Raw genomic sequence first — 18,618 nt, forward strand, 5'->3', positions numbered from 1 at the left:
TCCTTCACTTCCTCGGTCGGTATGCGCACCGGCGGGCAATCTGCAGGAGCCCAGCGTCGAGGCGGAGGCGTGTCGCGCATAGGTGCTGCACCCGAAGGAAGTAGGCGCGAACGTCGGGTCCGCCGAGCATTTGTCGAGCCAGGACCGACCCTGTGAATTCAGGTATGCGTTCCGGAAGTCGCAGCAGGCATGGCCATCGGAATCAATCGCGATACCGGTATCGCTGCCCTCGTACGGACGTCCGTGTGCGAGAACGATCGTGGCCACCGAGCCCCCTGTGTTTCCCGCATGTAGGCAGCCGTCGAAGTAGCCAGCTCCCGTGACGATCGTCCTCATCCGGCGAGCCTTGCGTTGAGGGCGCCGGTGAACGCGTTTCGCTCGGGTGCAAAGCGGTCAGCACGCCTCACCGAGCCGTCACGGGTGGACGACAGCACCTGTGCTACTCCAAAGGGAAGTCCGGCGACGCAGTCGTCGCCGCATCGACAGCATTGCCTGGAGCGCTCTGGGACGGGTGCCAGGCGGGATGATTGCCACGAAGTACTCATGAGATCCCCACGCAACGCTCACGCCGTCTCCTGACCGGTCGGGCGCAATGTGCGGCAGGCTCGCCCAAGGACCTCAGCGCGGGCCAGGCGCGTTCGCTGGCTGGACCTGGCAACCGGTTGCTCCGTGTCACTGCCGCCGACTGCCGGTTTCGCGACAGATGCTTACCTCAGAGCCAGGTCAGTGTGACGGTACTACCCTAGTGGAGGCAGGGCCGTGCCCGATTTCTCGTTCGGATTGCCCCCGTGGCGCAGAGACGCGTTGCGCACCACGCTGTGGCTCGTGCCGGTGATGCTGTTGGGAGCCGCCGTAATCTTGTTCGTCGTTACCTACAACGTCGACTTCCACTTATACAACGAGTCTTCCACCCTCCCGTCGTGGATCAGGATCGAAAGCGCCGACGGCGCGCGGCAACTTCTCAGCACGCTCGCAGCCGGCGTGATCACGGTCCTCGGGGTGGTGTTCTCGGTGACAATCGTTGCGCTGACCCTCGCGTCACAACAATTCGGGCCGCGGATGCTGCGGAACTTCATCCGTGATCTTGGTACGCAGGGCACGCTCGGCACCTTCGTCGCAACCTTTGTCTACGCGCTTCTGACCCTCGGTTCTATCGGCGGCGGTGCCGGTAGTCGAACCTTCGTACCCCAGATCAGCGTGACGGTTGCGCTGCTGCTCGTGTTCCTGAACGTGCTGGTCCTCATCTATTTCATCCACCACATCACCGTGAGCATCCAGCTACCGGTCGTGATCTCCTCCATCGCAGGCAACCTGTCACGCGCCATCGACGTCCAGTTCCCGGTTTCCCCCCGCAAGCAGCAACCTCGGGTCTTTGCTACCGGTCGACCTGCCGAACAGCTGCGCGCGCTGTTGACCAGCGAAGGCTTGGCCGTCGTCGCCAATAAGAGTGGGTATCTTCAGTTCGTCGGCTACGAACAGCTGATTCAGATTGCCGCCAAGCACGATGTCGTACTTCAAGTCATCCACCGGCCAGGACACTTCGTCACGCATGGGTTACCGCTTGCCCGTGTCTGGCCGCCCTCCGACGCACGCGAGGTGACCAAATCGCTGGCTCGGGCGCACATCACAGGTGCCCACCGCACCCTGGACCAGGACCCGGTCTTCGCTATTGATCAACTCGTCGAGATTGCCATTCGGGCACTCTCGCCAGCGGTGAATGACACCTTCACCGCATTGACATGCATCGACTGGCTGGCTGACGGGCTGTGCACCGTGTCCGAGCGAGGTCTGCCCGACGGGATCCACCGGGACTCCGCCGGCGCAATACGGGTCATCGCGCTTGGCCCTGATTACCGGCGGATGGTCGATCGCGCCTACGACAAGATCCGCCAAGCCGGCGTGGGGATGCCAGCGGTCGCCATCAGATTGATGGAGAGCTTGGGAAAGGTCTCTGCTTACACCCGGACGGCTGAGCAGCGGGCCGTCGTCCTTCGTCAGGCGAAGATGATCTTGCGGGGCAGCGAGACCGACATCGACGAGGCCGAGGACCGCTTCGAGGTGCGCCGACGGTACGACCTCTTGCTCGCCGAACTCGAACGCCCGGGCATTGACACCCGACGCTGAGCCCCTAGCGTGCTACCTGCACCGATGCTGGCATATTGCGTTTGCAACCGATGCCGTGATCCTGCGCAGGTCGTCGTTTGTCTGACCGAGGGTTCGCGAGCCGTTTTCGCCGGCAGTAGTCAGGTCAGTGCTAATCCGCGTTGGAAAAAAAGTCGATGACCAGACCGAACCGGTCGGCGATGTGTTGGCGAGCAATCGGTCGAACGTCCGGAGTCGCCTCTTAGGTTCCGGTCGCTGTCACGCCACCCCAGCGTGCGCGGCCATCGTTTGAACCGCCAGCAGCTCCGGCCGCACCTCGAATCAAGGCGACAGGCGGGCGATGCCGCCTGCTGTCGCGACCCACTTCGGCCGGTGCACCGCGGCGGAGGATGCCTAGCACACATTGAAGGCTCGACCGTCGTCGTCACGATCGACTCCGGCGCTGGGACACTTGGCTTAGGGAACGAACCGGTAACCGAGTCCGGGTTCGGTGATGAGGTAGCGCGGGCGTCCTGGGTCTCGTTCTAATTTTCGTCGCAGCTGTTGGACATATATGCGTAGGTAGCTCCGCTCGGTGTGTTCGGCATCACCTCGCATCGAGATCAGTAGTTCGGTGGGCGTCACCAAGCCGCCCGGTCGCCGTAGGAGCACCTCAAGCATGCGCCATTCGGTGGGCGTGAGATGGACCGGTTCGCTCCCGCGGCGTATGACACGGGCGGCGAGATCGACGCTGAACTCGCCGAGCTGCACTGGAGCGTCGGGTTCGGTGAGATGGGCGCCGCGGGCGGCCGCTCGCAACCGCGCCACGAGCTCATTGACGTCGAAGGGCTTGGTGACGTAGTCGGCGGCGCCCAGGTCGAAGGCGGTGACTTTGTCCTGGCTTCCGGTGCGGGCGGACAGCACGACCACAGGCATGCGCGGGAGTCGCTCATGCGCCCAGGTGATGACTTCGGTGCCGTCCATGTCGGGCAGCCCCAGGTCGAGCACCATGAGATCGGGCGGCGTGCCATTGAGCTGTTCGAGTGCACCTCTGCCGGTTGTCGCGGAGGTGACCAGGTAACCACGACTGCCGAGGTTCAAGACAAGCATGCGTAAGAGGTGCGGTTCGTCGTCGACGACGAGGACGGAGATCATTCCTCACCTCCACCGGCCGGCGACATGTCGAGCTTCGAGCCCTCTGTGAGGTACAAGTCGGAGCTAGTGGCGCGTCGGAGCGCGACGACGGTTGTGAGGCCGCCGCCGGGTGTGTCGTCGAGCGTAAGGGTGCCCCCCATGGCCTCGGTGAAGCCGCGGGCGATGGCAAGCCCCAGTCCGACGCCTGCGCTGTATGCGGTCCGGTGGTCCTCCCGCCGCTGGAAGGGCGCGAAGACGGTCTCGCGGTCGCCCTCGGGGATGCCGGGCCCTTGATCCACGACCCTGATCTCCACGGATCGGCCGTGGGCGCTGGCCGAGACTCGCACCGGTTTGTCGGGTGGGCTGTACCGCAACGCGTTCTCGATCAAGTTGGCGATCACGCGCTCGAGAAGCCCCGCATCTGCGCAGACCTCTGGTGTGTATGGCGGAACGTCCACGACCGCGCGGTCCCCAGCAATGTGCGGGCTGTGATCCATTGCCATAGAGATCGCGTCAATGACATCGACAGAGGTGATGTCGGGAGCCAGCACACCGGCCTGGACGCGCGAGAGGTCGAGCAGGTTTGTCACCAGTGCCGTGAGGTTGTCCAGAGACTTGTCTGCTGAGGTCAAGAGTTCGAGGCGATCGGAATCACTCCATGTCACGTCGGTGCTGAGGAGTCCGGACACGGCCGCCTTCGCGGAGGCGATAGGCGTGCGCAGATCATGGCTCACCGCGTTCAGCAACGCAGAACGCAGCCGGTCGGTCTCTGCCAGCTCATCGGCCCCAGCTGCAGCGTCGGCGAGCCGACGCTGCTGATACGCGACCGCGACTTGAGTGGCGAAGGCGGACAAGACTCGTTGGTCTTCAGCAGCCAAGGCGCGACCGCGAAGCACGAGCGACAGTTTGTCGCCCACGTCGACCTGAGTGTCGGCGTCGTCAGGCGTCATGCACGGGTCCGGTCCGATGCTGGCCAAGCACGTCCAGGTTCCGGTCAGGCCGCCGGGTCGCCTGCCCAACCCGTGCGGGGATGCCTGGCTGGTTGGGGCCTCGCTCTCCCGTTGAAGCAGGGTCACGCTCGAGACCGCGAAGGTCTCACGTACCCGCTCCAGCAGAGCCGGCAGCGCTTGCTCGCCGCGCAGCAAACTTCCGGCGAGCGTGGATAACGTTTCCGCTTCGGCGTTCGAGCGAGCGGCCTCGGCCGAGCGCCGCGCGGCGGCGTCGACCACCCGCGAGACCAGGGTGGCGATGAGAATGAAAACGATCAACGCAAGGACGTTCTCGGGCTTGGAGATCGTCAGGCGGTGCAGGGGCTCGACGAAGTAGTAGTTGAGCAGCACACTCGCCGCGACGGCAGCCCCGAAGGCGGGATAGAAGCCGCCGACAAGGCTGACCAGGACGACAACCAGCAGGAACAACAGCAGGTCACTGCCAAGACTCAGTTCCCCCCGGGCCGAAGTACAGATCAGGACGAGAGCAGTGAGCAGCACCACGGCAACACCGAGCCCGGCCAGGCGACGGCGGACCGTGAGTCCGCGCGAGATCGCCGGAAGTATCCGGCCCTTGCCGACGAAGTCGTGTCCGACGACGTGGACGTCGATCGAACCGGAGAGGCGGGTGATCGTCATGCCGGTGCCGGGTCCGGTCAGGCTGGCCATGACCGGGTTGCGCCTGCTGGCTCCGATGACGATCTGGGTGGCGTTGTTGGCACGGGCGAAGCTGAGGACGGCCTCGGCGATGTCGTCGCCAATGATCGAGTGATAGGTACCGCCGAGCGATTCGAGTAAGAGCCGTTGCCGTTCCAGCGCGGCGATGCTGGAGCCGCTCAGGCCGTCGCTGCGGGCGACGTGCACGGCGAGCACGTCACCGCCGGCAACCCGCGCAGCGATCCGGGCCGCACGGCGGACGAGGGTGTCGCCCTCCGGCCCGCCCGTCAGCGCGACGACTATGCGTTCGCGGGTCTCCCACTTGGCAGCGATGCCGTGTTGCTCGCGGTAGCGCTGCATCCCTTCCTCGACGCTGTCTGCCAGCCAGAGCAACGCAAGTTCACGTAGCGCAGTGAGGTTTCCGGGTCGAAAGTAGTTGGACAGGGCGGCGTCGACCTTGTCCGGTTGGTAGATGTTGCCGTGTGCCATGCGTTTGCGCAGCGCTTCGGGCGTCATATCGACGAGTTCGACCTGTTCAGCGGCCCGCACTACCGAATCCGGAACGGTCTCGCGCTGCGGTACGCCGGTGATGGCCTCGACGACGTCGTTGAGCGATTCGAGATGCTGGACGTTGACCGTGCTGATGACGTCAATGCCGGCTTCGAGCAGCTGTTCAATGTCCTGCCAACGACGTTCGTGCGCGCTACCCGGGACGTTGCTGTGTGCGAGTTCGTCGACGAGTGCGAGCTCGGGTCTCCGTGCGAGCACCGCGTCGACGTCGAGCTCTGTGAACGACGCGCCGCGATAGTCCACGACGCGCCGTTGCACGACCTCTAACCCTTCCAGACGTTCTGCGGTCCGTGGACGTCCGTGCGTCTCGACGTAGGCGACCACGACGTCGGTTCCCCGATCGCGCCGGCGGTGGCCCTCATCGAGCATCGCGAACGTCTTGCCGACTCCTGGTGCTGCGCCCAGGTAGACCCGCAACTGGCCCCGCACGGTCGCCGCCCCTCGTCACTTAGCCGAGACGGGGTACCGCTTGTCCAGCGCTAGGTTCACCTTCAGCACGTTAACGATCGATTCGCCCATGAAGCCGAGATCGCGGCCCGACGTGTACTGATGCACGACGGCCTGAACCTGGGTGATGCTGATGCCCCGCGCCTTGGCTATGCGGACCTCTTGGATCTTGGCGTAGGCCGGGCTGATGTTGGGGTCGAGTGAGGACCCGCTGGCGGTGACTGCGTCGGCGGGCACTGCCGGGTGGGAAGGTGCGTTGCCTTTGATCGGCACGACCTTGCCCTTGCTGTAGTCGGTCCCGAATGTGGCGCAGGTGACCTTGACGCCCTTGTACGTCGACAGGAACGGAGTGCTCGGGCATGCCTGGTTGAGGCTGACCGCACGGTTTACTGCGCCGTGGTAGCCGGGTCCGGCGTAGAAGACGGCCAGCACCGCGCCCACGCCGTCCGCGCAGAACGGCCGGGCGCCATCGACGTGCTCGAGTTGCCCGACGGCCAGGCTGCGACTGCAGACCTGGGTCAGCAGGCTCTGCGTCCCGGTGTCGCCCTTCGTTTTCGGGTCGGGCAGCGTGTCGACGATCGACTCGGGGCCAAGGTTGCTGGCACCGCTGGCGGTCGGGTCGTAGTCATCGGCCGAGGGCCGCGACTGCAGGTATTGCACGAGCGGCTTGCCGTTCTTGTCGGTGAATGCTTGACCGAGTATTGCCGAGCCGACTGGCTTGCCGTCGGCCTTGAGGATCTGACCGTCAGCGCGCCCACGGAGCCCTGGGATCTGGGCAATAGCGGTGATGGCCAGCGGGTAGGCAATCCCGACGATCGCGGTGAACACGATCAACATCCGCAGGGACGCAAAGAGCTGACGGAAAATGTCTGATAATGAACGCATGCGAGGTCACCCGATTCCGGGAACGAATTGAATGATCAGGTCGATGACCTTGATCCCGGCGAAGGGCAGCACGATCCCGCCCAGGCCGTAAATGAGGAGGTTGCGGCGCAACATCGCGCTCGCGCTCGAGGGCCGGTACCGCACGCCGCGCAGCGCCAGCGGGATCAGCGCGATGATGATCAACGCGTTGAAGATGACGGCCGACAGAATCGCCGACTCCGGCGAGTGCAGCCGCATGATGTTGAGCTTGTCGAGACCCGGGTACACGGCCGCGAACATCGCCGGGATGATCGCGAAGTACTTGGCGACGTCGTTGGCGATGGAGAACGTGGTCAGCGCACCGCGCGTGATGAGCAGCTGCTTACCGATCTCGACGATCTCGATGAGCTTTGTCGGGTCGGAGTCGAGGTCGACCATGTTGCCGGCCTCTTTGGCCGCGGACGTCCCCGAGTTCATGGCGACGCCGACGTCGGCCTGGGCGAGGGCCGGTGCGTCGTTGGTGCCGTCGCCGGTCATCGCGACCAGCTTGCCGCCCTCCTGCTCGCGCTTGATCAGCGCCATCTTGTCCTCGGGCTTGGCCTCGGCGAGGAAGTCGTCGACACCCGCCTCTTCAGCGATCGCCTTGGCGGTCAACGGGTTGTCACCGGTGATCATCACCGTGCGGATACCCATCGACCGCAGTTCCTCGAACCGCGCGGACATGCCCTGCTTGACGACGTCCTTGAGGTGGATGACGCCAAGCACCCGCGCCGGGGATCCGACCTGCCGCTCGGCCACCACCAGCGGCGTACCGCCACTGGCCGAGACGCCGTCGACGATGTCGCCGACGTCCGAGGGCGGTGTGCCGCCGTTGTCCCGAACCCATTGCAGACAGGAACCCGCCGCTCCTTTGCGAACCTCACGGCCGTCGATATCCACGCCGCTCATCCGGGTCTGGGCGGTGAACGGCACAAACGTCGCGTTGCCGAGTTCGCGCTCGCGCAAGCCGTATTCGGTCTTAGCCAGCACGACGATCGAACGTCCCTCCGGTGTCTCGTCGGCGAGCGACGACAGTTGGGCGGCGTCGGCCAGCTCCGCCATGCTGACCGTCCCAGCCGGCACGAACTCCGACGCCTGCCGGTTGCCGAGCGTGATCGTGCCGGTCTTGTCCAACAGCAGCGTGTTCACGTCGCCGGCGGCCTCGACGGCCCGCCCGCTCATCGCGAGCACGTTGCGCTGCACGAGGCGGTCCATGCCGGCGATGCCGATGGCCGACAGCAGCGCGCCGATGGTGGTGGGGATCAGGCAGACCAGCAGGGACACCAGGACGATGCCGGTAATGCCGTGCTGGTCGAGCGAGGCCGAGTTCGGGATGCCCGGCTGGTTGGCCTTCGAGAAGATCGCCAGCGGCTGCAGGGTCACGGTGGCCAGCAAGAAGATGATCGTCAGCGAGGCCAGCAGGATGTTCAGGGCGATCTCGTTCGGCGTCTTCTGCCGGCTCGCACCCTCAACCAGCGCGATCATCCGATCGATGAAGCTCTGACCCGGTTCCTGGGTGATCTCGACGACGATCCGGTCCGACAACACCCGGGTGCCGCCGGTGACCGAGCTGCGGTCACCGCCGCTCTCGCGGATCACCGGCGCGCTCTCGCCCGTGATAGCCGACTCGTCAACACTGGCGATGCCGTCGACGACATCCCCGTCACCAGGGATGAAGTCGCCGGCCTCGCACACCACCCGGTCACCCTTTTGCAGCTGCGGGGCGGGCACCGACTCCTCGGTGCCGTCGGCCCGCAGGCGGCGCGCGATCGTATCGGTCTTGGCACGTCGCAGCGCGTCGGCCTGGGCCTTGCCGCGGCCCTCGGCCACCGCCTCGGCCAGGTTGGCGAACAGGGTCGTCAGCCACAGCCAGACGACGATGAGCCACGCGAAGGTTGAGGGGTTGGCGATCGCCTCGACCGTCGTGAACACCGCGCAGATCTCGACGATGAACATGACGGGGTTCTTGTAGAGCGTGCGCGGGTCGAGCTTTTTCAGCGCATCGGGCAACGACCGCCAGAGCTGTTGGGGGTCGAGCACCCCCCCTTTCACGCGGTGCGGCTCGGTTGAAGCCGTCGGTGCGGGCCTTTCCAGGGTGTGAGTCATGAGCGAACTCCGTGAGTGAATGACGTTGCGGTAGGGCTTTGGGCGGCCGGAGCGGTGCGCAGGTCGGTCATCAGTGCAGTCCTTCGGCCAGGGGCCCGAGAGCCAGGGCCGGGAAGTAGGTCAGCGCGACGACGATCACTGTCACGCCCGTCAGCATCCCTACAAACAGGAGTCTGTGGGTCGGCAGCGTGCCGTCGGAGGCCGGTGTCGGCTTCTGGCTCGCCAACGACCCCGCGAGGCCGAGCACGAAGATCATCGGCAGGAACCGGCCGAGCAGCATGGTCAGGCCGAGCGCGTAGTTGTACCACACGGTGTTCACGCTGATGCCTGCGAACGCGCTGCCGTTGTTGTTGCCGGCCGAGGTGAACGCGTAGAGCACTTCCGAGAGTCCGTGCGGGCCGGAGTTGAGCATCGAGGCGCGTTCGCCCGGCAGACCCATGGCTATCGCCGTGCCGGTGAGCACGAGCGCGGGCGTAGTCAGCAGGTACAGGGAGGCGAACTTCAGCTCGCGTCCGCCGAGCTTCTTGCCGAGGTACTCCGGGGTACGGCCGACCATGAGGCCGGCCACGAAGACGGTGATCACGGCGAGCACCAACATGCCGTACAGACCTGATCCGGTGCCGCCGGGCGCGATCTCGCCGAGCATCATGTTCAGCAGCGTCATTGCACCACCGAGGCTGGTGAACGAGTCGTGGAAGCTGTTTACCGCACCGGTCGAGGTCAGTGTCGTTGCGGTTCCGAACACCGAGGAACCTGGAACCCCGAACCTGCTCTCGGTGCCTTCCGTGGCCGCACCGACGGCTGTCGGGACGGTGCCGTGGTGAATGCCCTGGAATACCACCATCAGCACGACGCTGATGATGGCGAGCGTAGCCATCACGGCGGCGATCGCGCGGCCCTGGCGCAGGTCGCCGACCATGCGCCCGAAGGTGCGCGGCAGTGAGAACGACACGACGAGCAGCAGAAAGATCTCGAGCCAGTTCGTCCAGGCCGTCGGGTTCTCGAAGGGGTGGGCGGAGTTGGCGTTGTAGAAGCCGCCACCGTTGGTGCCGAGCTCCTTGATCGCCTCTTGGCTGGCCACCGGTCCCCCGGTGATCGTTTGCGTGCCGCCGGCCAGGGTGTGCACGGTGGAGTAGTCGTGGAAGTTCTGGATCATGCCGGCGCCGACGAAGACGATCGCGAACAGCAGCGACAGCGGGAGCAGCACACGGATCGAGATGCGCGTCAGGTCGACCCAGAAGTTACCGAGCCGGTCGGTCTTCGTGCGGGCAAAGCCGCGAACTAGCGCGATCGCCACCGCGATTCCGACCGCGGCGGAGAGGAAGTTCTGTACCGCAAGGCCGGCCATCTGCACGACGTATCCCAGGGCGCTCTCGCCTGAGTAGGACTGCCAGTTCGTGTTGGTGACGAAACTGGCGGCGGTGTTGAACGCCTGGTCAGTGGTCATCTTAGGCACCGCGTACGGTGGCCAGAAGTGTTGCTGGACCCGCATGAACACATACAGGAAGAGCACCGACACGACGCTGAAGGACAGGACCGCGCGCAGATAGCGCCAGGTCGTCTGCTCGGAGTCGGCGTCTACGCCGCCGACCTTGTAGATCACCCGCTCCGGTGCGAGGTGGTGGCGGGTCGTCATGACGTTGGCCATGTAGTCACCGAACGGCCGATGCACGATCACCAGCGCAGCGATTAGCGTCAGAATGAAAATCGTTCCAGCGAGGTAGTCAGGCATCAGAACTTCTCCGGCAGGATCAGCGCGATGACCAGGAAAATGGTCAGCCCGATCGCCAGGACCAAGCCGATGATGTTGGTCGCGTTCACAGCCGCTCGGCCCCCTTCGCGATCAGGGCCAGCAAGCCGAAGATGGCGATCGTGATCACGACCGCCCAGAAGTCACTCACACCTTGCTCCAGATGTTGTGTCGAGGCGACGACGCCACCTCGTGACGGCTCGACGGTGATCCACCGAGCTCGGATAGCTAACGCCTAACGAGTCAGCGCCGAGGTCGTTTCGGCGGTTGCTCACGCGATCCAAGCGCCACTCTCACGCCTTCTCCACGGCTGGCGGGGTCACAGCATGTAGGCCGCGACGTGCGTCACGTGAGAGCCGGTGATCTCGACGTCGACATCACATAGCTCGCCGTCCAGTCCGTCCGTCGCGACCAGAGGAGCGAATCGAATGCGTAGGGGTCCGGGACGACTGTTTGCCCTTGGACCGACTGCAAGAACCCCCACGACGCGCAGGTGGTCCACTGCGAGGCTGTAGGAACTGCGGCAGTGCTGCAGAGCTAGACCTTCGCTGTCAGCAGCTACGCCGGCTGGCTCGTCGCGCACTGGGTTGCGAAAGCGAACCGGCTCGGCCACCGGATCGATGGAGTACTGCAGCCAGAGATAGCCGGCGCCCACCGCGGCTCCGGTGAAGTGCATGAAGAGGCGAGGTGGCCTCGAGTGCCTGATCAATGTCATTGCACCAGCGTGCGTGCGCCCTCCCGCTTGCGGCGTCGTCTGTGCGCGATCACCACAGGATTCCCACGGCTCGTTCACGCAGGCTCGGGATACCGCCTCGCGCGTCGATGTTCGCCGAGTTTGTGGCTCGCGGCCAAGGTGACGAGCAGGACGAGCGGTAGCTGGATGAGCACGCTGCCAGCGACCCCGAAAAACGAACCCACGATCCACAGGGCGAGCCCGGCAACGAGAAGGCGATGCCGTTGATTGTTCCGATGTGTGCGTTCGGCGTGGCCACCGGCGGTAGCGAGCAGCAGCAGGAGAAGGCCCGTAGAGACTTTCCACGGCCAGGGCCACGGCAAATCGGAGAGCGACGACAGCAAGCCGAAGACAACCACACCGACGACGCAAGCGGCCCGAACCAAAGCGGACACCCGACCGGCCCTGACGTAAGGCTCATAGCAGCCGAGTTGATCCAACGGGTGACGATCAAGCATCTGCTCACGAGTCGCATACCGACGAAGGGTCGGATAGTTGGAGACGACCGCCCGCGCCAGCGCTTCGTGGACACGATCGTCCATCCACAGGCCTTCAACAGCGGCATACTGGCAGCGCAATCCCCGGGTACCGGCGACCACCCGCCCCCAACACTTGACCACCGCCAGCACGTGGCGGGCTTCCGGAAACTGCGCGGCGGCGTGTTCGTCGGCGTAGGCGTAGAAACCGCACCGGCAGTCCGGATCAGGAATGCCACCCTGATGCGCGAAGTCGTTGGCGTCGGCTGCCGTACAGCAAGCCGCATTCGGCCCGTCTTGCCACGGTCGATCACCGAACAGCGGAAGCAGAAGACCGCCAGAATTGATCCGAAAAGTCCTGAGCGCCCTGATCTCACCGACTCGATACTCGGAGCCGGCAAATTCGCTCATGATCGAGCAGGGTCAACCGGTCTCGGTGACGGACTCGCCGGTCGGCCGGGATCAGGAGCTGACGGGCGAGTCAGCGGGACGCCAGGATTTCCCAGCGGAAGCACCTCGACGTGACGCCGTTCCTCACCGATGTCGCCCATGCACTCAGTGTATAAACTCCCGTCAACCAACGTCGCCCGATCCCGTGACGTTTTACGACCGCCACGGCGCGCGGTGTGGTCACAGCTCGAGCGATAGCCTGGGGACGACCTATCGTGCGAAGAAGGCGTGAGTGGGTCGTGAGACTTCACCGGTGAACCTGGACGCGGGGGTGCGCCGGACCGAAAGTGGGGTCGTGCACCCAGTTTCCGCGGCGGCAACGCACCCGGCCCACAGCGCGCACCCCGCTGCCGCCGTTGCCTTCGGCCTGTTGTGTTTTAGCTGGATTCTCGTGGCCGCGGTGCTGCGCCGCTCGTTACGCAGCGAGCGGCTCTCCGGGCCGTCCGCACCCAGCTGTGTCAAAAGTCAGAGCACGACGCAAACTGGACCGAGATCGACGCTCAACCGCACTCGTGCCAAGGAGCCGTCACCGCCTGTCGCAATCAATCCGCGACCGTCGTTGCCGAAGTTGGGCGCGCAGCAGACGGACTTGGGTTTCGACGCAAACAGAGCCAAGAACGTGGCCGCCGTCGACGGGGTTCGAGTCCCTTCAGCTCCGCTGCTAACCCGGATGCACCGACGTGAATGACGGTCGCGATAGTTGATCTTGGCTACTGGGGTTCTGGTTGCGGGCAGGGTGGGTCTGCCGGTTGGTCCGGCTTCACCATTCGATCCTTGGTTTGGGTTCGCTGCCCGGAGGTCAGATGGAGGCGGTGACCGGCGGGCCTGCCGCGGCGGCGAGCAGGTCGAGCCAGGCGTCGGTCCAGGGCCAGTTTGTCGGTAGTCGCAGGTGGATGCGTCGGCGGAACGGACCGCTCGGGCGGGGACGTTGATGAGCTGACGGCGGATCGTCGCGGTGGTCGCTCGGGCGTGGGACAACGACGCGAGTGCGCCGGCGGCGCGGGTCAGGTTGGACGCCATCGCGGCCACGACGAGCCAGGCGCCGTTGGCGTTGAACCGCCCCGACGGTAGGTGCGCGAGCGGACCGTTCTTCAGGCCGGCAATGGCTTGTTCGATGATCGCGTGCCGGCGGTGATCGGCCTCGGCCTGCAGCATCATCAGCGGCGAGTCGGTGAACACGGCGTAGTGGCGCCAGGCGGGGAACAGCTCGCCCTGGTCGTTGGCCACGAGGTGCTCGGGGTTCTGATCGCGGACGCGGCGCATGATCAACCGCGCGGTCACGGCGCGTTTCTTGCCGCGGGAGGCGAAGGCGGTGAACGCACCTCGGCGACCTCGGCGTAGCTGACCCACTGCTGCAACTGCTTGTCGAACACGGCGTGCGGGTAAGCGGATCGCCGTCCACGCATCGTCGCTGATGCCGGCGATCGCCCGGCGCACCGCGACGTCCTGTCGGGCGGTGATGGAGAACCGCGCCCCGGCCCGGCTGATGGCGGCGATCACGTCGCTGCCGTGATACGCCTAGTCTGCTCGCACGACGAGCAGCCCCGTCGCGCCGCAGGACCGGCTGGTCTTGAGCGCATCAGCGATAAGCCGGACCGCTCCGCGGGCGGAGTGGCCGAGCCCTTGCGCAGCCGGGTCGCGACGACCACCGGCGCCGCACTCGGCGTGGACAGCGCCGCGATCAGCGCGTTCGGACCCTGACACCGGAGTAGCCGTACCCGGCACCCTGCTTGCGGTAGCCGTAGGTCGGCTTCACCGTGTCATCGACATCGAGGTAGGCGATCTGGCTCGCGCTGCCCAGCAACGGTGACGCAGTGGCCAGGTTCGCGACGAGCCTCGCAGCGATGGCGTCGAGCTGGCGGACGTGTCCGAACGCGAAGCTGCGCAGAAACGAGCCCAGGGTCGACGGCGCATAGAGACCGGTGAACAACCGGCCCATCCCGCCGTGACGCAGCAGGTTCATGTCCTCGATGCTGTCCGCCCCGGCCACCATCCCCGCGACCAGCGCGGACACCTTCGACCCGGCGTGCGCGCCTTTGTCCGTCGGCACTGTCAACTGCTGCTCGGCCAGCGCCGCCAGACCCGCCGCAGGGCCATGCGGATCGCGGGGCCTGGTGCGGTCGTGAAGATCAACGGACCGGGTTTGCTCTTGAGCTGCTAGGCGAGTAGGTCGACATGTTCCAGCGGCTCGGAGCCTGGGTGTTTGGTGCGTTCTCGGGATGTCCGCCTCGAGCGTTTCACGGCGTACATCGCGCGGTCGGCCTGCCGCAGGGCATGGGCCGGTGCCTCGCCGGGGAGTGCGAGGTGCGCGCCCACGCTCGCGGGTACCTGAACATGCTGGCCGTGCACGAGATGTGGCTGGTGTAAAGCGGCGGTGATCCGAGCGGCAAGCGCGTCGAGACCGTCAGCGGTGATCCGCGGGGCGACGACGGCGAACTCGTCCCCGCCAAGGCGGCCGACGGTGTCTTGCGGCCGGACAACCTGGCGCAGACGCTGGGCTGTCGTGAGCAGCACCTCGTCACCAGCTTCGTGGCCGAACGTGTCGTTGACGGGCTTGAAACCGTCGAGGTCGAGGTAGAGCACGCCGACGCCGCCACGCGCGGTTCGCCCGTTCGGCGGGGTGAGCGCCTTTGTGAGCTTCGCGGTGAACAGGGTGCGGTTGGCCACCGCGGTCAGTGGGTCGTGGGCGGCTGCATGGGCGAGCTCACGTTCGGCCTGTTTGCGGCGGGTGATATTCACGTGAGAGATGACGGCGCCGTGTGCGGGAGGGGCGAGCGGGGCGATTCGGAGCAGGAACCATCGGCTGACGGCCGGCGAGGGGCAGGGGTATTCCAGCTCGACGTGGTGGGTCTGCCCCTGCAGCACGGTCCGGATGCCGTCGGCGACGGCGGCCGCGTCTGCGCAGCCCGCTGCGGCCGACCGCGCGCAGATCGCGAGGTAGTTCACGCCGACGCCGGTGGCCTCTGGCTGTCCCCCGTTGTCGACGGCGACCATCCGCCACGCCTTGTTCACCGCGACGATCGTTCCGTTGCCGTCGATCACCGCCGTGGCATCCGGTAACGCGTCGAGCACCGCGTCGGCGAACCCGACGGCCATCGATCGGGTCATCGTTTCCTCCTCGAGGGCGCCGGCACGGTTGGGTTCTCGCCAGCAACATCGGCTCGCTGACCAGGATCTGAAGGTTGATCGGTGGCCGACTTTGTAACGCGGCCGCCCCCACCACCACCACCACCACCCGACACGCGCTTCGACAACGGCATCGCGGTGCAGAAGCAAGCGTCGGCCACGATCAGGTCGACGCCGTGCCCGCAAACGCCCCCGACGACGAGAAGCACCTGCATCGCTACCTCTCGGCCAACTGCTCCGGCGACACCGTAGGCCGTGACGGCATCGACCTGAAAGTGCGCGAGCTGCTGACGTTCTCGATGGTCACGGCTCTCGGCGGCGCGGTCGCCCAGGTACGCGGCCATGTCTCCGGCAACTCAAGGTCGGCAACACCCGGGCGAGGTATTGCAGCCGGTGCGCAGCGGTGCACGGCCCTCATCGCCGAGATCATCGCGGTGGCCGCCGGCGACGTGAGCGTCGGCCGCGTCCTGGACTTTGCGCAGCAACCGTCATGACGGTCCTGGCCGCGGCGCACGTGCAGGTGCGAATTCCGGTGAGTCCTCAACGGTGGCGGCGCTGTGGAGTCCATCCCGGGCGAGGCGTGGCGGCCAGAAGTTCCTGTGTGTAGGGCGATGTCGGGCTGATCAGCACATCGTCCGCCGGGCCCTGCTCGACGGTGCGTCCATCACGAAGCACAAGAATTTCGTCCGCGATCTGCCGAACGACACCGAGATCATGGGTGATGAACAGATAGGCCGTATTCGTCTGCCGCTGCAGTTCGGTGAGCAGATTCAGCACCTGCGCCTGTACCGAGACGTCAAGTGCTGAGACAGCCTCGTCCAGGACGATGACGGCGGGGCGAGCAGCGAGGGCGCGGGCAATCGCCACCCGCTGTCGCTGACCTCCGGACAGCCGGCTCGGATACACGGAGGCATGACTGCTCGCGAGGCCGACGGCGTCGAGAAGCTCGAGCGCGCGCGTGCGCCGAGCGGCGCGATCGAGGGTGTCGTGCAGTGCGATGACCTCGGAGATGGCTGCCCCTACGGGCTGTCGAGGGTCGAGGCTGGTGAACGGATCTTGGGCCACAAGCTGTAGTTGGCGGCCGCGACGGCGGCGCATCCGGGTGGATCGGCTCCACCGGCTCCGGTCCTCGCCGGCGACGACCACGGTGCCGGCGGTCGCAGGCGTGGAGCCGGTGACGATGGCCGCGATGGTCGACTTGCCGGCGCCGGATTCACCGACGACGGCAAGGGTCCGTCCTTCGTCGATGGACAGGCTGACGTCGTCGACGACGAGCGTTGCGCCGTAGCGTTTCGTCAGCCCGGTTACTTCGACGATGCTCATTGCGCATCGCCCAGCACTGCGGCCGAACCGGTTGCGCTGAAGTCGATCGAGACCGAACCCGAGGCGATCTCGGCGGAGCGGTGGCACCTGGCCCGTCCGATGGCTGTCGACGTCAACGCCGGCAGCTCTCGTTGACATCGCTCGATGCGGATCGGACAGCGAGCCAGGAACGGGCAACCGGATGTGAAGCTGGCTGCGGCCAAGGGGATTCCGGGGATGGCGGGAATCCGGCCCAGACGCCGATCGAGCGGCGGTCGCGAGGCGAGGAGCCCGATCGTGTACGGGTGGCGCGGCTGTCGGCGCAGTTCCTGCGCAGGTCCGATCTCGACGATCATCCCGGCGTACATGACAGCGACCTGGCTGCAAACGGCGAGCGCAAGGTCGAGGTCATGGGTGACGAAGACCATGGCGGTGCCCTGTGCGCGGCGAAGATCGTCGGTCAGCAGCAGCACATCGGACTGCGTGGTGACGTCGAGGGCGGTGGTGGGCTCATCGGCCAGGATCAGCGTCGGTCGCGGCAGTAGGACCGACGCGATCATGATGCGCTGCAACAGGCCACCGGAGAGTTCGAACGGGTACTGCGACATACGCCGTTCGGCGTCGGCGATACCCATGCCGTGCAGCAACTCCACCGCGCGGACACGGGTCGCGGCAAGGTCCTCGCCGGCATCGCGCGAGGCCTCCAGAAGGAAGTCCCCGATGCGTCGGGTCGGATTGATCGCGCTACGCGGGTCCTGGAAGATCAGCCCTACTTCCCGGCCACGGAGCCGACGAAGGGCGCGTCCGCGGGCTGCGAGGGCATCCGTGCCGGCGACGCGGATCGACCCGGATACCTGCGAACCGGGCGGCGCCAGCGCCGTGATCGCGCGCAGCGTCATGGACTTCCCGGAACCGGACTCTCCGACGAGCCCGACCGACTCGCCGCGGCCGACTTCCAGGTCGACCCCCAGCAAGACGTTGGCATCGGATTTCGGCCCACGCACCGTGAGTCGCAGGTCCTCGATCGACAGAGCGGGGACGGTCATGGCGTCGCCTCCAACGGCGTGCGCCCCGGACGTCGGGGAAGCGACAGTCCTCGGCGGCGGGGTTGCTCGCCGGAGAGCCTGGCGCCCAGGACGAACAGCGAGAGGACGGTCGCGACGATGGCCACGCTTGCCGCGATCGCCTGGTTCGGGTGGCCCTGCAGGATCGCGTCACGGTCACTGACCATGACTCCCCAGTCCGCCTGCGGTGCCTGGACCGCCAACCCCAGGAACGACAGGGAGGCGAGATCGACGAGTGCGTAGGCGAACGCAACGGTGGCCTGGCCGACGATCAACGGCGCGAGGTTGCGGAGCATGTGGCCGGCGGTGATGCGGAAGACGCCAACACCCTGCACAGACAGCGACGTGACATAGGCGAGTCGTCGTTCCCGTTCGGCCGCGGCAACGACGACCCGCGCGACGTAGGGCACGTAGGAGACTGCGAGCGCGATGACCGCCGGCCAGAGCCCGGCACCGAATAGCGACACGGTCAGAATGGCAAGGAGCAACCCAGGGATTGCGAAGATGATGTCGAGCACCCGGTTGACCAGGAATGCCACCGCGCCACCACGCCACGCTGCGGCGAGCGCGATCGGCACGCCGATGAGCAGCGACAGAGCGATGATCGCTGCCGGCCCCACCAGGCTCGTCTGCGCGCCATAGACGAGCCTCGACGCGATGTCTCGCCCGGTCGAGTCCGTTCCCAACAGGTGGCCACTCGTCGGGCCCTGGAAGGCAGCGAGCAAGCTGCCGGCATCCGGATCGTGTGGCGCGATCAGCGGCGCGAGGACCGCGCAGGCCACGACCAGCATGAGGATCGTCATCGCGACCCAGCCGGAGGTTCCGAGAT

The 18,618-nt window shown here is 66.1% G+C and carries 14 protein-coding genes and 1 pseudogene; 2 read left to right on the forward strand and 13 right to left on the reverse strand.

Features of this window, described 5'->3' with window-relative positions:
* Positions 1 to 804: 804 nt before the first annotated feature.
* Entirely contained in the window at positions 805 to 2,124 is a 1,320-nt protein-coding gene (locus tag ACFFC4_RS16990; RefSeq protein ID WP_375503015.1) for a DUF2254 domain-containing protein, read from the forward strand.
* A 435-nt stretch (positions 2,125 to 2,559) separates the two neighbouring features.
* Here the strand turns inward: ACFFC4_RS16990 and ACFFC4_RS16995 are convergent, their stop codons facing one another.
* From ACFFC4_RS16995 to ACFFC4_RS17040, 10 genes and pseudogenes are all read right to left on the reverse strand, one after another.
* On the reverse strand, positions 2,560 to 3,237 hold the full coding sequence (locus ACFFC4_RS16995) for a response regulator (protein ID WP_375503017.1): 678 nt from the start codon (positions 3,235 to 3,237) through the stop codon (positions 2,560 to 2,562).
* On the reverse strand, positions 3,234 to 5,861 hold the full coding sequence (locus ACFFC4_RS17000; protein WP_375503019.1) for an ATP-binding protein: 2,628 nt from the start codon (positions 5,859 to 5,861) through the stop codon (positions 3,234 to 3,236). The genes ACFFC4_RS16995 and ACFFC4_RS17000 overlap by 4 nt, the downstream gene beginning before the upstream one ends.
* A 15-nt stretch (positions 5,862 to 5,876) precedes the next feature.
* Positions 5,877 to 6,764, reverse strand: a complete 888-nt coding sequence (locus ACFFC4_RS17005; protein WP_375503021.1) for a potassium-transporting ATPase subunit C — start codon at positions 6,762 to 6,764, stop codon at positions 5,877 to 5,879.
* Between the two features lie 6 nt (positions 6,765 to 6,770).
* On the reverse strand, positions 6,771 to 8,888 hold the full coding sequence (kdpB, locus tag ACFFC4_RS17010; protein WP_375503023.1) for a potassium-transporting ATPase subunit KdpB: 2,118 nt from the start codon (positions 8,886 to 8,888) through the stop codon (positions 6,771 to 6,773).
* A 70-nt stretch (positions 8,889 to 8,958) separates the two neighbouring features.
* A complete protein-coding gene (kdpA, locus tag ACFFC4_RS17015; RefSeq protein ID WP_375503025.1) occupies positions 8,959 to 10,620 on the reverse strand; it encodes a potassium-transporting ATPase subunit KdpA in 1,662 nt (553 codons plus the stop codon).
* Positions 10,620 to 10,709, reverse strand: a complete 90-nt coding sequence (gene kdpF / locus ACFFC4_RS17020) for a K(+)-transporting ATPase subunit F (RefSeq protein ID WP_375503027.1) — start codon at positions 10,707 to 10,709, stop codon at positions 10,620 to 10,622. Before kdpF ends, kdpA begins: the two co-directional genes overlap by 1 nt.
* 248 nt (positions 10,710 to 10,957) lie before the next feature.
* Positions 10,958 to 11,293: a hypothetical protein gene (locus ACFFC4_RS17025; protein WP_375503029.1), complete on the reverse strand. Its 336-nt coding sequence runs from the start codon at positions 11,291 to 11,293 to the stop codon at positions 10,958 to 10,960.
* A 134-nt stretch (positions 11,294 to 11,427) separates the two neighbouring features.
* Positions 11,428 to 12,258 carry a hypothetical protein gene (locus ACFFC4_RS17030; RefSeq protein ID WP_375503031.1) on the reverse strand — a complete coding sequence of 277 codons (831 nt, stop codon included), beginning with the start codon at positions 12,256 to 12,258 and terminating at the stop codon, positions 11,428 to 11,430.
* 838 nt (positions 12,259 to 13,096) lie between these two features.
* A pseudogene (locus ACFFC4_RS17035) lies at positions 13,097 to 14,377 on the reverse strand (IS1380 family transposase).
* Positions 14,378 to 14,454: 77 nt separating this feature from the next.
* Positions 14,455 to 15,405 (reverse strand): diguanylate cyclase domain-containing protein, encoded by a 951-nt coding sequence (locus ACFFC4_RS17040; protein WP_375503033.1) that lies wholly within the window; start codon positions 15,403 to 15,405, stop codon positions 14,455 to 14,457.
* Between the two features lie 194 nt (positions 15,406 to 15,599).
* On the opposite strand from ACFFC4_RS17040, the gene ACFFC4_RS17045 reads away from it, so the two are divergent.
* On the forward strand, positions 15,600 to 15,917 hold the full coding sequence (locus ACFFC4_RS17045) for a carboxymuconolactone decarboxylase family protein (protein ID WP_375503035.1): 318 nt from the start codon (positions 15,600 to 15,602) through the stop codon (positions 15,915 to 15,917).
* A 46-nt stretch (positions 15,918 to 15,963) separates the two neighbouring features.
* Here ACFFC4_RS17045 and ACFFC4_RS17050 read toward each other — a convergent pair whose 3' ends face one another.
* Genes ACFFC4_RS17050 through ACFFC4_RS17060 form a run of 3 tightly spaced genes read right to left on the reverse strand, consistent with a single transcriptional unit; the run spans position 15,964 to position 18,592 of the window.
* Complete coding sequence (locus ACFFC4_RS17050; RefSeq protein ID WP_375503037.1) at positions 15,964 to 16,746, reverse strand: ATP-binding cassette domain-containing protein; 783 nt, start codon at positions 16,744 to 16,746, stop codon at positions 15,964 to 15,966.
* Positions 16,743 to 17,771, reverse strand: a complete 1,029-nt coding sequence (locus ACFFC4_RS17055) for an ABC transporter ATP-binding protein (protein WP_375503039.1) — start codon at positions 17,769 to 17,771, stop codon at positions 16,743 to 16,745. Before ACFFC4_RS17055 ends, ACFFC4_RS17050 begins: the two co-directional genes overlap by 4 nt.
* The gene (locus tag ACFFC4_RS17060; protein ID WP_375503041.1) at positions 17,768 to 18,592 is read right to left on the reverse strand and encodes an ABC transporter permease; all 825 of its coding nucleotides are present in this window, start codon (positions 18,590 to 18,592) and stop codon (positions 17,768 to 17,770) included. The genes ACFFC4_RS17055 and ACFFC4_RS17060 overlap by 4 nt, the downstream gene beginning before the upstream one ends.
* Positions 18,593 to 18,618: the final 26 nt, after the last annotated feature.

Source organism: uncultured Jatrophihabitans sp. (genome assembly GCF_964244045.1).
Lineage (GTDB): Bacteria > Actinomycetota > Actinomycetes > Mycobacteriales > Jatrophihabitantaceae > Jatrophihabitans.